The sequence below is a fragment of the Bacteroides sp. K03 genome (assembly GCF_019734355.1).
Lineage (GTDB): Bacteria > Bacteroidota > Bacteroidia > Bacteroidales > Bacteroidaceae > Bacteroides > Bacteroides nordii.
The window spans coordinates 27,438-42,267 of sequence record NZ_JAASHC010000024.1 but is presented as its reverse complement, the minus strand read 5'-3'; the positions used below and the strand labels follow the sequence as shown (position 1 = coordinate 42,267).

General features: G+C 38.0%; 7 protein-coding genes. 1 reads left to right on the top strand and 6 read right to left on the bottom strand.

Features of this window, described 5'->3' with window-relative positions:
* Positions 1–151: 151 nt before the first annotated feature.
* A complete protein-coding gene (locus tag HCG69_RS15170) occupies positions 152–1,219 on the bottom strand; it encodes a M20 family metallo-hydrolase (protein ID WP_221650739.1) in 1,068 nt (355 codons plus the stop codon).
* 89 nt (positions 1,220–1,308) lie between these two features.
* Between HCG69_RS15170 and HCG69_RS15165 the strand changes: the two genes are divergently transcribed.
* Positions 1,309–3,114, top strand: coding sequence for a long-chain fatty acid--CoA ligase (locus HCG69_RS15165; protein ID WP_221650738.1), 1,806 nt, complete (start codon positions 1,309–1,311; stop codon positions 3,112–3,114).
* A 65-nt stretch (positions 3,115–3,179) separates the two neighbouring features.
* Here HCG69_RS15165 and HCG69_RS15160 read toward each other — a convergent pair whose 3' ends face one another.
* The 5 genes from HCG69_RS15160 to HCG69_RS15140 all read right to left on the bottom strand — a co-directional run bounded on the left by HCG69_RS15160 (position 3,180) and on the right by HCG69_RS15140 (position 14,723).
* Positions 3,180–4,319, bottom strand: coding sequence for an SGNH/GDSL hydrolase family protein (locus HCG69_RS15160; protein WP_221650737.1), 1,140 nt, complete (start codon positions 4,317–4,319; stop codon positions 3,180–3,182).
* Position 4,320: 1 nt separating this feature from the next.
* On the bottom strand, positions 4,321–5,379 hold the full coding sequence (locus HCG69_RS15155) for a glycoside hydrolase family 130 protein (protein ID WP_221650736.1): 1,059 nt from the start codon (positions 5,377–5,379) through the stop codon (positions 4,321–4,323).
* Between the two features lie 98 nt (positions 5,380–5,477).
* The gene (locus HCG69_RS15150) at positions 5,478–9,527 is read right to left on the bottom strand and encodes a hybrid sensor histidine kinase/response regulator transcription factor (RefSeq protein WP_221650735.1); all 4,050 of its coding nucleotides are present in this window, start codon (positions 9,525–9,527) and stop codon (positions 5,478–5,480) included.
* A gap of 95 nt (positions 9,528–9,622) precedes the next feature.
* Entirely contained in the window at positions 9,623–11,890 is a 2,268-nt protein-coding gene (locus tag HCG69_RS15145; protein WP_221650734.1) for a GH92 family glycosyl hydrolase, read from the bottom strand.
* 28 nt (positions 11,891–11,918) lie between these two features.
* Complete coding sequence (locus HCG69_RS15140; RefSeq protein WP_221650733.1) at positions 11,919–14,723, bottom strand: hypothetical protein; 2,805 nt, start codon at positions 14,721–14,723, stop codon at positions 11,919–11,921.
* Positions 14,724–14,830: the final 107 nt, after the last annotated feature.

Sequence of the window (14,830 nt, the reverse complement as noted above, 5' to 3'; positions counted from 1 at the left end):
GTGTAACGCAAAATACGTAATAAGTTTTTGGATACGCAACCTTTTCTCTTCCTTTATTCATTTTTCATTAGAATTAAAGAATGAAAAACACCTCAAGTAAATATCATTTGCATATATAAAGAGTATATCTTTATCCAAATCTAACTGATATTTAAAGACTTAATCCATCCAGCAATTCCAGATATAGCCCTATTGCCTCTTCCATCTCCTTTAACATCACATATTCGTCTGCTGTATGTGAACGGGATGAACGTCCCGGCCCTATTTTAACAGATGGAAACGGCATCAGTGCCTGATCTGAAAGAGTAGGGGAACCAAAAGGTGAACGCCCCAATTTGATGGCCTTTTGAACAAAAGGATGTTTCTCTTCGATACGTGAGGAGTTCAGACGGAAGGAACGTGCTTCAGCCTTACAGCTAATATGCTTTTGTATTTCAGCAAACAGTTCTTCGTTAGAGTATAACTCATTGCTTCGCACATCTACTACAAATGTACAGCGGTCCGGAATCACATTGTGCTGTGTGCCGGCATTGATCACTGTAACACTCATCTTGACCGGACCTAACAAAGGAGACTCCTTCTTGAAACGGTAGTCGCGAAACCAGGCAATGTCATCCAGTACTTTGTAAATAGCATTGTCACCTTCGTTGCGGGCCGCATGGCCTGCTTTTCCGGTGGCAGTGACATCCAGTACCATAAGACCTTTTTCGGCGATGGCAGGTTGCATTTCGGTGGGTTCACCCACAATAGCAAACGAAATGGGAGGAAGACCTTTCAAAACACTCTCGATCCCTTCCTTACCGGATACCTCTTCTTCGCAGGAGGCAAGGTAAATAAGATTGTATGATTGCTCTGTTCTACATAGTTGCAGGAACACCTGTAATAACGTTACTACACTGGCACCGGCATCATTGCTACCTAGTCCGTAGAGCTTTCCGTTTTCTTCTCTCGGAGTGAAAGGATCTTTGCGCCAGCCGTTTACGGGCTTTACGGTATCAATGTGCGAGTTGAGCAGAATAGTGGGTTTCTTTAAATCAAACATCGGGCTAAGACACCAAACGTTGTTGCCCTTACGTCCGGTAGTCATGCCTTCTGCTTCAATGTAATTTTGCAGATAGCCAGCAGCCTGAGTTTCTTCACGGCTGATTGAGGGGATGGCTATAAGCGACTTAAGCAGGCTTACGGCCTCCGTTGTCAGATAAGATACGTCATATTTCATGGTGCAAACTTACTGATAATTATTGAAAAAGGCGATAGTTTCAAATAAAACTAATATCTTTGCCCTATATTTACTAACAACAAATAGATATGATTGAACATCATTTATCTGTCTTAGTTCATCGCCAAGCCCAAAAGTATGGCGATAAGACAGCTCTTCGATACCGTGATTACCAGACTGCACAATGGATTCCTATTTCCTGGAATCAGTTTTCAAAAACCGTAAAACAAGCCGCAAATTCTCTTGTTGCACTTGGTGTAGAGGAAGAAGAAAATATCGGTATTTTTTCGCAAAACAAGCCCGAATGTCTTTATGTGGATTTTGCAGCATTTGCTAACCGTGCAGTGACTGTTCCGCTTTACGCCACCAGTTCTCCGGCACAGGCGCAATACATTATTAATGATGCACAGATACGTTTCTTGTTTGTGGGCGAACAGTTTCAGTATGATGCTGCCTTTAGCATATTTGGCTTCTGTCCGTCGTTACAGCAGATTATTATTTTCGACCGTGATGTGGTGAAAGATCCCCGTGATGTGTCGTCTATTTATTTTGATGAGTTTTTGGCAATGGGTGAAGGATTACCCCATAATGATGTGGTGGAAGAGCGAACTTCACGTGCTTCAGAAGATGACTTGGCTAATATTCTCTATACTTCCGGTACAACGGGCGAGCCGAAAGGTGTAATGCTGCATCACTCTTGTTTCCTTGAAGCTTTCCGGATTCATGATATTCGCCTGGTGGACATGACGGATGAAGACATTTCTATGAACTTTCTGCCGTTGACTCATGTGTTTGAGAAAGCATGGAGTTATCTTTGCATCTATAAGGGGGTACAGATTTGTGTTAACCTTCGTCCTGCCGATATTCAGATGACAATTAAGGAGATCCGCCCCACATTGATGTGTAGCGTTCCCCGTTTCTGGGAGAAGGTGTATGCGGGTGTACAAGAAAAGATTGCCGAGACGACAGGTATCAAAAAAACATTGATGATGGATGCTATCCGTGTTGGCAGAATACACAATATTGACTATGTACGTCAGGGAAAGACTCCGCCGTTAATGCTTCATTTGAAATATAAGTTTTACGAGAAAACAATTTATTCATTGCTGAAGAAAACGATTGGTATTGAAAATGGTAATTTCTTTCCGACTGCCGGTGCAGCGGTACCCGATGAAATCTGTGAATTCGTTCATTCTGTGGGTATTGATATGCTGGTAGGTTATGGATTGACAGAATCTACGGCTACCGTCTCTTGTACTTCCAAAACAGGTTATGATATTGGTTCGGTAGGCCAGGTGATGCCGGATGTAGAAGTGAAGATAGGAGAAGATAATGAGATTCTGTTGCGTGGAAAGACTATCACTAAAGGATATTATAAGAAGGCGGAGGCTACCGCAGCTACCATTGATGCTGATGGTTGGTTCCATACGGGTGACGCCGGATACTTTAAGAACGGGCAACTGTACCTGACGGAGCGTATCAAAGATTTGTTCAAGACATCCAATGGTAAGTACATTGCTCCGCAAGCTCTTGAAACGAAATTGGTCATTGACCGTTATATCGATCAGATTGCTATTATTGCCGATCAGCGTAAGTTTGTATCTGCGTTGATTGTTCCGGTATATGGCTTTGTGAAAGACTACGCCAAAGAGAAAGGTATTGAATATAAGGATCTGGAAGAATTGTTGCAGCATCCTAAGATTGTAGGATTGTTCCGTGCCCGTATTGATACCTTGCAGCAACAATTTGCTAATTATGAACAGATAAAACGCTTTACACTCTTGCCCGAACCGTTCAGTATGGAAAAGGGTGAGTTGACAAATACATTGAAACTAAAACGTCCGGTGGTAGCCAAAAACTACAAAGAGATGATAGATAAGATGTACGAAGAGTAATTAGCAATCATAAAAAGAGAATCCCACTATCAGATTAAAATCCTGAAGTGGGATTTTAATTTTATCTATGGAACGATTTGGATGTTATGAAGAATGAATTCTTTACCGCTTTTGTCATCGTATTCAAAACTTATAATATGACTTTCACTCTTATCTGAGTCCAAGATAATTTCCGGATACATATAATTTCCCCAGCCATCTTTAAAGAATGTACTGAGCTTTTGCCGTTTACCATTATCAAGAGTAACATATACATTTGCAGCTTTTTGAGAATTGATTGTTTTCTCAAACATAATTGTGATTATGGAGGCTTTGACTGTAAATTTCAGTGGTTTACCTTTATGAGTAGTGCGCCATCCTCTTGAGGTCAGTTCCCAATCCGGGTTGTCGATATGAGTAAACGGATATATACAGGCTTGTTCATATCTATTCAGGGTAAGTGGAACCGGTAGAGTTTTCTCGTTGAATATCTCCTCTAAAAAATGAGTGATTAAATTACTGATGATTTGATGTCCCCTGTCATTTGGGTGTACTTCATCTGAGGAAATTTCACTCCATACCATATTACCATTCTGTATTTCAGGATATATAGCATCACGATAGCTGATATACGGAATGTGATAATGATTACAGACCTCTAAGTGATATTTCTGCCATGAGTTTCCTTGCATATCCATTAGTCCTAATGCAAGTATGGCAGGTTTGTTTTCTGATTTCAGAATCTTACGTATAAGTCCTTCATAGCTGGCTTTTGTTCTTGACTCGCCTTGATCGTTGACACTAAATTCTATAATAACAATGTCGGGTTTGCATGACAGTAAATCTTCGTCGGCTCTGTGTACACCAAAAAGTGAGTTAGTAGCTCCTATTCCTGCATTCATAAAATGTATTTCAGTTTGAGGAAACTTCTTACGAAACCATTGAACAACCAAAGGAGCATAGGCTGTTTGCTGAAAATCGGATGCGTTTGCTCCTGCAGTTATCGATCCGCCTATTACTCCAACAGTTAACTTCTTGTTTGCTTCAGCTCTTTTGAATATCTCTTGTATCGGTGCAGTTGTATAAGTATTTTTTATACTTCTTTGATACCACTCATCTCGCATGATGGCCGTATCTTGAGCAGTTACGGTGGCTGAGGATAGGTAGAAGCAAAATACCATCAATAGATTGTGAAAGTAAAGTGTACGTGCTTTATTGAAATTCATATTAATTACATTTGAGATTGTTTACGATTTCTGTGACTGACATTCGGGCATAACAAATGATCTCGTCGCTGGCACCGTAGTAAAGGTGTATGGTATCTCTCTCCAAATAATGTCCGTTTGAGAAAATGACTTCGCCGAAGAAACCTGTTTTCTCGTAAGGCTCTAATGGTTCCATGATTGGATGAATAGAACGTGAAAGAACAACAGAAGGATCGTTTAGATCGAGCAGCATGGCACCAAGACAGTATCTGTTATCATAGGTTGCTCCGTGGTAGATAACCAACCATCCTTCAGGAGTCTTTATAGGGGATGCACCGGCACCAATTCTTGCTTCGTCCCACATACCCGGGCGGGTTAATGCAATACATTTATGCTGCCCCCAATGAACCAAGTCGGGAGATTGCGCTATCCAAATATAATTTCCTCCTAATTCATGGCAACTGGGACGATGCAAGGCATAATGTGTGCCATTGATTTTTTCTTCAAAAAAAGCACAATCTTTATTATGAGGAGGGAATATCAGACCTTTACGATCGAAATGTTGCCAGTCTGTGGTTTGCATTAAACCGATACCGACGGCTACCGGGGATATGGCAGAATAGGTTAGATTGAACTTACCATCGATATATGATACACGGCAATCTTCGATTCCAAAACTCTCCAGTTGGCCTTCACCAAAAATGGGAGGGTAGTTTATATCTTCATAGAAATGAATATTGTCATCGCTGAATAATAATCGTTGGTAAGACAATGTGGTGAGATAATCCTGGCCCTTATAACGTATTACGCGCGGGTCTTTAGCATCAAGGTCCGGATCACTTTTTCTGAAGGTTATTTTTTCAAATTGTCCGTTGGAGTTTCTGATGATAGTGGATATTTCTCCGTCTGTTTGAATTGGCCTTTCGGCAACACGTAGTAACAAGCAGGTTTTGTTATTAAATCTAAATACTCCCGGGTTGAAAATACAAGCTATTTCCATACCCGGTATCATAGGGGCTAAATCCTGTGGTTTAATCAGTGGATTCAGTTCTGAGCGATAAGCTAAATCTGTCTTTCTCATTTCTTAGTATGTTTTTTATGATAAAATTAAAAATCAAAACAAAGAAACGCCGCTTATCGGAAAACCTGGTATCGTAGGATTACAAAAGAGTATGATGCTTATTCATTCATAGCTTTTGAACCATGTTTTTTTCTATATTCTCCAGGAGTAAGATTAAATTGCTTGCTGAACTCATGATAAAAGTACGCTTTATTATTAAAACCACAATCAAACATTATTTCCTGTATTGTCTTGTTGGTCATCTTCAATAATTTCTCTACCTGATTCATTCTTATTTTCCGGATGAATTCAGTGGGGGTTTCTTCTTTTATCTCTTTCAGTTTACGGTAGAGCATTATTTTACTGATTCCCATTTCATTGGAAAGCATTTCGATTGATAGGTTTTCGTTGTCTATATTCTCAGAAACAATCCTGGTTAGTTTCAGGATAAATTCTTTTTCTTCTTTATGAACAGTTTTTCCTTCAATTTTTTCAATAGCTGATAAAGGAGAAGCATAGAAATCTTTTAAGCTTCTGCGGCTTGTGAGAAGACGGTCAATGGTTGTTTCAAGAAGCATTGAATTAAAAGGTTTTCCTACATAAGCATCTGCTCCGGTTTGTAATCCTTCAATTTGATTATCAATAGAGGTTCTGGAGGAGAGAAAAATTACTGGTATGTTGGCAGTTGTACTTTTACCCTTTAAGTGATTGACAAATTCAATTCCATTCATTTCCGGCATTATGATGTCACTGATAATTAAATGGATACTGTTCTTTTCTACCATTTCTACGCCTTCTTTCCCATTAGAAGCAAACAATAAGCTATATTTATGTTTCAATAAGCCATATAATAAACTACTGATTTCTTTATCGTCTTCTACAATTAGGATTACTGTTTGAGACATGTTGTTAGTGTCCGTATCTGTCAATTCTGTAATATCTGTATACTCTGTATTTATGGGCGGTTCTTCTGTTACCAATGGAGGCATTGAGACCGGTTGTTTGTTTGTGAGTTCCAATGCCGGAAGAGATATGGTGAATTGAGTATAATCATTTAGTTCACTTTCCACTTCAATTGTACCTTTCAAAAGATCAGTTAAAGCTTTGCAGAGTGCCAATCCAATTCCATTCCTGTTTTCTCCTTGAGCCATTTGTTTTTCAAACTGATCAAGTATCTTGAATCTGTTGAATATGAGATGAATATCTTCTTTCTTAATTCCTTTCCCATTATTTTTGATTTGAAGAATAAGATGTTCATTAATTTGACTGATAGATAAATGGATATACCCATTTATTGGGGTGTATTTAAAAGCATTGGATATAATATTGAATACGATCTTTTCAAAGCAACTACGATCAGTGATCCATGTGTTGGTATCATCTTGTATCTGAATTGAAAACTGTATGTTTTTTTGTGCTGCGGTATTTGTGAAATAATCAGTTATGTATTTTACAAATTCATGTATATCAACAATTTCAGTTTGCAACTCTAAAAAACCAGTTTCTGCTTTACGAAATTCAATCAGTTCCTGAATGAGTTTTTGCATTCGTCCGGCATTAGAGTGTATTGTTCTAACATATCTCTTAGCCTCCGGTTCCAAATTTCTTATTTTTAGTAATTGCTCCGAAGGAACGAGAATCAAAGTTAACGAGTTACTGAATTCGTGTGCTATATTTGTGAAGAACCTAAGTTTGGCTTGATGAATTTCTTCCGTTTTAGTCTTCTCCAAATTGCTTAATTCTAATGTATGTTTCATTTGGATTCTATTTTTAACTACTGAATAGATAACAAATAGAATACTGATGGATGTAAGAAAATAGAAAAGATAAGCCCATTTACTCAGCCACCATGGTGGAAGTATACGGATCGGGATTTCATAGATATCCTCTGACCAGATTTTATTGGCATTGTTAAATCTGATTTTTAATATGTAGTCGTCCGATGGTAATTTATTGAGTACAATTAGCTGTGAAGTCCCCATTTGTATCCAGTTCTTTTCATAAGGTGCAAGTTTATATTCTATTTCACATTTCATACCTGATATGTAATCGATCGGAGTAAATTTAAACCCTATCAGATTTTCAGTATGGTTGAGCACAATCATTTTTTTTCCATTGATCTTTTTAGTAAATTTACGGATGTCAGCATTCTCATTATTAATAAGGAAATCATCGAAATTAAGCCGGGGAGAGAAAGTGGCTTCAGGAATACTTTGAGGATCAAATTTATTGTATCCATTAATACCGCCGAAAAACAAGTTGTTAGTGTAGGAAGACTTATAGGATGCACCATCAGAAAACTCGTTGTTTTGTAGTCCGTCGTTTTGATAGTAAGAAATGATTTTATCGTTATTTTTGGATAATTTGCCTAATCCTTTGTTTGTGCTGATCCATATATTACCATCATTGTCTGCTTGTATGCCATGTATCGTATTATTGGGCATACCATCTTTTTCGGTGTAATGTTTGAAAGATATCGTTCCCTTTTCGTCTTTTTGCATGAGATTAAGTCCGAGGCTGGTTCCTATCCATAGCTGATGATCAGGATCTTTATATAAAGTGATGATATCATTGTTGCTGATGGAGGACATTTCTTTTTCTGAAAAGCGATAGGTGGTAAAAGTATAGGTATGTGTGTCCAGATAATTGAGTCCTCCTCCCCGGGTACCAATCCATAAACCGTTATGATCATCAGGAATAATGGAGAAAATAACATTGTTACTAAGCCCTTTCTTATTATGATCCTGATAGATGAATTGTTTATATTCTGTGACCTCATAGGGAGTTTTTGATCGGTTTATAGTTAATTTATAGAGTCCGAATCCATTCGTACCTATCCATAGTGTATGATCATTCTGAATATAAATGGCGTAAACGGAAATGATATCAAGTTTCTCATTCATTTTCAGAGTATACAATTTTTTTGTTTTATAATCCCAATAATTTAGCCCTTTGCCATCTGTTCCTATCCAGCATATGTCATTTTCCTTTCCTGCTAACGCATAGACGGAGTTGTTGATCAGACCATTATTGGTCGTAAATTGTGCAAAAAGATTTTCGGTAGTATTATCTTGAAAGATATATAGGCCAGAGCCTTTGGTACCAATGAATAATTGTTTGTTTTGATTTTCCCAAAAACAGCGTACCGGACTGAGTCCATAAATAGATGAATTCTTTAATGAATAGGATGTGAACCGATTATTCTTTGGTGTGAGCATAATAACACCTTGTCCGTCTGTACCCACCCATAGTATATCTTGTGTCCCCTTATAAATAGAAAAAACAGGGATATCTTCTATAAGAGTTGTTATTTCATGGTTTAGGGCCTGGATGGAAAATAAGCCATTGGCTGTACCGATGATATAGCCGGTCTTTTCAAAAATAATAGAAGAGATGACTTTAGAGAAAGGTATTTCCGTTATTTTTGTTTCAGTCGGTATATCATAGATATTGATATGTCTGTTTTCATTTTGTTCCCATATCTGATTTGTGTATAGATTGTAAAAAACATCATGGGATGACTGGCTTAAGATGACCGGTTTTATATCTTTTATATCAGGCTTGTTTTTACTCCAGTCTAGATTGACTCTGTATAATGAATTGTTGTCAGTGAATAGCCATAAATTATCATCCTTATCAAAAAATAGCTTTTTCAAGGAGGTTTCTTTTAAGTTTCTTATAAGGATGAAATCCGACAGTTCTTCATCAAAATAATATAATCCAGTGTTGTATACTGAAGCTATAACTTTATTGTGGCTGTTTTTACAGATTAAAAAAGAGCGTTCTTTAAAGATGGTATTTTCTTTGTTATCATAGAAGAAAGATTGAAACCGCATAGCTTCCGGAGTGTATAGATTGATCCCGTTATCTGTAGTGATCCATAGCTTACCTTTGGTTGTTTCAATGATATCTCTGATTATATTATTAGTAATATTGCCAGGAACATTGGGGTTGGGTTTGAAGGTTTTGAATTCACGGCTATTATATAAATTCAAGCCATCCCATGTCCCAAACCACATTAAATTGTTGGAATCCTGGTAGATTACATTCACCGAACTGTTAGATAAGCCTTCATTATTGGTTAACCTGTTTATGACGACCGGAGAGACATCGGCATATGTATATACGGTAATGAGTAATAAAGTAAGTAGATATAATACTTTCTGCATGGTGTTTTTCTGTCTTAATTGGACAAAGTTATACGATCTGGCCTGATTCCATGTCTTAAAAAAACAGCAATGGTATTAAAAAGTCATAATGGAACCTATTCGCCGGAAGGAGGAACGGACTCAGAAGAGCTCCCCCATTCCGGGTTTGCTCTGTTCCCCATTATAAGAATTAATTTTCCACCATTTTTTATTTCGTCATGGCTGAACCAAGCCTTATTCCACTTTTTACCGTTTAAAGTAGCCGATTGAATATATTTGTTTTCTTCAGAATTATTGAGAGCTTCTATTTCGAAAGTCTTTCCATTTTTTAAATCTATTTTTATAGACTGAAATAACGGGCTTCCGATATTGTAAACAGGAATTCCCGGCGTTACCGGATAAAATCCCATAGACGAGAATACAACAAAGGCTGATAAACCTCCTCCGTCTTCATCACCGGGAATTCCCATCAAGTCATTTCTGAACCATTGTTTGAGCAACTGTCTGATACGCTTTTGGGTCATCCAGGGCTTACCGGCATAATTATACAGATAAGGGATGTGGAGCGAAGGTTCATTTGCCATGGAAAATTGACCAACATTACCTGTATGATCCGGAAATTGATGATAAAACAGAAATTTTTCCATTCCAAGTGGTTCTGTGAATAAGTCGTCAAGATTGCGGATAAACTGCTCTTTTCCTCCCATTAATGTGATCAGGTCGGAAATACGATGAGCAACATCCCAACGATAAATCCATCCGTTATTTTCATCATAATATTCTCTTCCTCCTTGTCCTCCTGCATACCGATAATCAAACGGCATGATGAAATTACCATCTTTGTCCTTCGGATGGAAAAAAGAAGTCTCTTCATTAAATAGATTCCGGTAGTTGTAGGAAGCATTTAAGAAGTAGTTATAATCATCGTCAAAATTTAATTTCTTCGCTATTTGTGATAAGCACCAATCGTCATAGCAGGTACCTAAAGTGACGGCTACTGCCTGTCGCTTTTCAGTAGGGGAAACTTGTGCTACCGTCTCTTCTTGGTTCGGATGTAAAGCCGGGTAGTATCCTTTGGTCCTGTAGAATGTGTCTAATTCTGTGTAAGGTGCTTTTTGCCAAGGTAGAAGGGTCTTTTCGGTTAATGCCCCTTTGCTGGTTTTATAGGCAGTTTCCAGGTCAAAATTAGTAAGTCCTTTAATGTATGCATCCCAGAGAACGATTACTCCATGATTTCCATTCATCCGGTGGCTATCACCTGTGATTTCCGGAAATGTAGGTAACCAGAATTCTGGGGATTGCTCGGCCATACGGAGATAAGAGTGAATCATTGCCTGTTCCGCTTCCGGATCTATCAGAATACGTAATGGGTGGGCAGCCCGATAAGTATCCCAGATCCAATCGTCCGTATAGAAAGGAATTCCCTCATCGTTATGTATTTGATGGTCGAATGCACTGTAATATTTTCCTTCTTCCGATATATTGATCATTCGCTCGTATACTCTGTATAGGGAGGTATAGAAAACTATTTTATCGTTTTCATTTCCTCCCTTTACAGAGATACTACTTAAAGCCTTATTCCAGATATCCTTTCCTTTTTCGGCTACCTGATTAACATCAAAGGTTCTGATTTCTTTTCTTAGATTGCTTTTAGCTTGTTCGCTGCTAATAAAAGAAATTCCATATCTGATATTTATGGTTTGTGTTTCTTTATTATATTTCAGAACAGCAGATTTATTTTCACCGTTGATACTGCTTGCTCCATAATAGACGGATGTGCCGGATAGGAACCCGGTAGAGTGAGGCTTTTGTTCTGTCTCTAAATATAGGTATATTTTGGTTTGGCTATTATCAATTATCTGATACCCTTCTATATGACCTTCTTCATTGAACGTTAGCTTTCCGTTGCCTACATTCAATAAAATAAAATTAGCTTCTTTCCGGCTTTCTTCAAATTGTATGGTATAAATGGCTGACCGGTGTGAGGGTGCATAATCAACGTTGATTTTATTTTTATCAAGAAAAACAGTGTAACGGTAAGGAGTTATTTTTTCTTGATCGTATGAGTAATAGACTTCAGAACAGGCGTCGGATTCATTCCCTTGAAATGGATTGAGGTTGAACACGGAACTTCCTCTATGACTTGTAACGGCAATAGGCAGACCTTTAATCAATTCGGAGGTATAATTGGCTCTTTCAGGATATACTCTTAACATACTATTGGGCAGATGTACGGTCGGATAGGTTGGTACTAACAGATGACTGATGTTACCCATGTATGGGTTTACATAATCTACCGGAGTCTTAGTACTTTCGGAAGAACAACCGGATAATAGTATTGTAAAAAGGTAAGAGGCTATATAAAGAAGGGCTGGCTTGTTCATGATGTCTCGGTATTTTTGGATGGCTAATTTAATGAGTAACGATTACTTTATTAGAATATACTTCTCCAGGAAGGTGCAGGCAGATTAAGTAAGGTTGTGGGTGATAATTGTTTAAATAGTATCTTTTTTCGCTTTCTGTAGATACTTTTTGATTGGCGAGAATTGCTTGCAAACTGCCTTTCAAATCATATAGGTAAAGCGAGTAGATTTGATTTAGTGGAACATATATGCTAACAAACGGACTGGATGTGTAATTATTGGATATTTTCATTATTTCATCATTCACATTGTTTACTTTTATCTGACTTGGGTTCCCGTCTTTGTAGACGGGAACTGATTCTCCATAATTTGTCCGGATGATCCGGGGAGTATTTATATAGCTTCCACTGACGGAATAATTTCCTTCTGTATCACATTCTATATTAAGTACGTCGTTTCCGTAACGGATACCGCTGATTGTAGCTGCTTTTCGGAATAGATTCTGGATATAAGGTACTCCCATATCGTATCGAAAACCATTTTTGATCATTACGAAGTCAATTATCATACTGGCACCAAATAGAGAGGGGCGTACTCCTGTCGGATAAGGTGTATCAGTTGTTTCATACTGTTCGGAGAACCATCCTCCGGAACGGCAGATATCCCGGATACAGGCATCGATTACATTCTCGGCTTTTTTCGTTTTTTGATGTTCAAGTAATCCGTATAATGTATAGCTTACATCAGGATATTTGGGAAATCCCATACCCGAACCTCCAAAATTCTTTTTCGGATTGAAATTGAAAGAAAAAAGTGAATATAAACTTTCGAGATAATCTCCCGAAAGCAAATTCATGTGCAGACCGGATGTTACCCAATATGGATGCCCTTCAGATCTGCCTTGTGTGGAAAGATCGTAATACTGTGAAGGAAAAGTTGTTGGTGTACGCCAGAACCAGGGTAAACACTGATTATAGAATTCTTTCTGTTTGATTCTCCATTCATTTGCTGTTTGCTCATCACGGATTATTTCACTAATTTTGATCATATAATCAATATCAATAATAGCAGAGAAGGCAAATTCCGCATCTTTCTTATTTTTATCCGGATATGAATTATATATCCAATGTGGGTAAATCAGTCGCCAGTTTAGATATCTTTCTAATGGAGCATATATTTTTTCAAGACGTTCTTTGTCTTGGGTGGTTTGATAAAGTATCCAGGCTGTTTGGGCTTTTCTGGACGGAAGACTTTCACCCCCTATTACCCCATCTTTGTCAGTGAGTGACATGAGTCCTTCAAAAGCGTCCCAAGCCGTTTCCGGGTCAATGAAAGCATAGAACTGTATGCCAAAGAAACTCTCCCAAGTGGCACTATAAGGAGCCCGATCGTCCGATTCGTCCCACATGGATCCCTTACCTGTTACTACTTGTGGATAAGGAAAGTGTACCGGATCTGGTTCAAGGACATTTTGAGCTACGAATACCCAGGCGTTGTAATAATCTCTTCTGACTTGTTCGGCTGTTATACCATAATTATCTACAGTTTCGATAGAGAAGTTTGAAGGGCAGGGAACCTTTTTTAGGAAGTTGTTCCAAAACATCTTACGTTCGATATATTGAGTTTGCATATTATCCCCATTAAACGGAGCATTGATGCGATTGGTTATAGTAGAGGAATCTTCTTTGTCGTTACTATATGAGAAAGCGACAGCTGTTCTTAACTCATTCTTTTGAAGTGAATTAATATTGAATTTTACAGCCCAATAAGGGCCATATCCAGGATTGGGTGAACCGTTTATTTGAGATTTTAATTCAATTTTACTTTTGTAGAAGATGATTTCGGAAGGAGAAAATACATCAGATTTTACGGCAAATGAGAATGTACCATTATTGGTTTTCAGAATGTCATTGGTTACTGATATATCTTTACCTGCGTAATAACCAGCAAGTATAAAAGAACTATTATTGTTTGACGGATTAAATTTAATTTGTCGGGCGATGGTGTTCTTGTCGTAGAAGAAGTCGGTTCCGGTGAGAGTGGTTTCATCGGAATAAGTGGCTTTAAAGGGTAGTTCATTGGGTAACCATTCGGTTGAATAAGAGACTGCTTCTTCACAGGCCTCTTCGCCGTTTATGCCAATGAATCGCATGTCACTGAGTACAAAGTAAGAATTTAAACCGATAGCCCATAAGTTGAAAGAGATTCTTTGATTACCTTTCCAGGTAGTAAGTTCGCGTAAATCGTATTCAAAGGTTCCTGTACCGGATGCATCCGTTCGAAGGGTAACTTCTTCATTTTGGGTGTTTCTAATTTTTAGAGACCATTTTCCGGAAGCTTGTGGCATGTATAAAGTGAGTATTGGAGTCTTATCCAGATCAATAGAAATACGATTGGTGGTAGTTAGTGATTTATAGGAAGGATTTGCGTTACTGTTTACACTCATCTTGAGTCCTTCTTCGATAATCTCTAATTTAGAACCATTCTCAGGGTACCACTTTACTGTGCTGGTTAGATCGGCTTGCCAGCCGGTTTCTAAAGTAGAAGCAGACGATTGCCCTTTGTATCGATATAGGAATAAAGCATTATCTATACGCCGTTCGCCGATACGTTCCGTACTAAGATAACCGATGTTTAGCGGAAGTGAGGGATGGTTTGAAAAATCAGATGGAGTAGTTGAGGGAGTTGCATTATAAAAAGCAAAAGGATTTAGAACTAATCGTGATCCCGGGATACTTAAATCTCTGCTTTGATTCTTATCCGATTCACGGAGTTGTTCCGTGTCAGGTATTTGTGCACAAATACAGAACGGTAGAAATAAAATGAATAGAGAAGATAATACTTGTTTCTTCATGGTATTTTCATTATGAGGATTAAGAATTTACAAATTTATGATTATCTGCATCATATATATAGCCTGTTCTTATTTATAGTTTTTAGTCGGTTAATATGCGTGATTAC

What these genes read in the sequence shown, in the direction of transcription:
- HCG69_RS15170 (WP_221650739.1), bottom strand. Translation starts at nt 1,219, where the DNA reads ATGAAATATGACGTATCTTATCTGACAACGGAGGCCGTAAGCCTGCTT.
- HCG69_RS15165 (WP_221650738.1), top strand. Translation starts at nt 1,309, where the DNA reads ATGATTGAACATCATTTATCTGTCTTAGTTCATCGCCAAGCCCAAAAG.
- HCG69_RS15160 (WP_221650737.1), bottom strand. Translation starts at nt 4,319, where the DNA reads ATGAATTTCAATAAAGCACGTACACTTTACTTTCACAATCTATTGATG.
- HCG69_RS15155 (WP_221650736.1), bottom strand. Translation starts at nt 5,379, where the DNA reads ATGAGAAAGACAGATTTAGCTTATCGCTCAGAACTGAATCCACTGATT.
- HCG69_RS15150 (WP_221650735.1), bottom strand. Translation starts at nt 9,527, where the DNA reads ATGCAGAAAGTATTATATCTACTTACTTTATTACTCATTACCGTATAT.
- HCG69_RS15145 (WP_221650734.1), bottom strand. Translation starts at nt 11,890, where the DNA reads ATGAACAAGCCAGCCCTTCTTTATATAGCCTCTTACCTTTTTACAATA.
- HCG69_RS15140 (WP_221650733.1), bottom strand. Translation starts at nt 14,723, where the DNA reads ATGAAGAAACAAGTATTATCTTCTCTATTCATTTTATTTCTACCGTTC.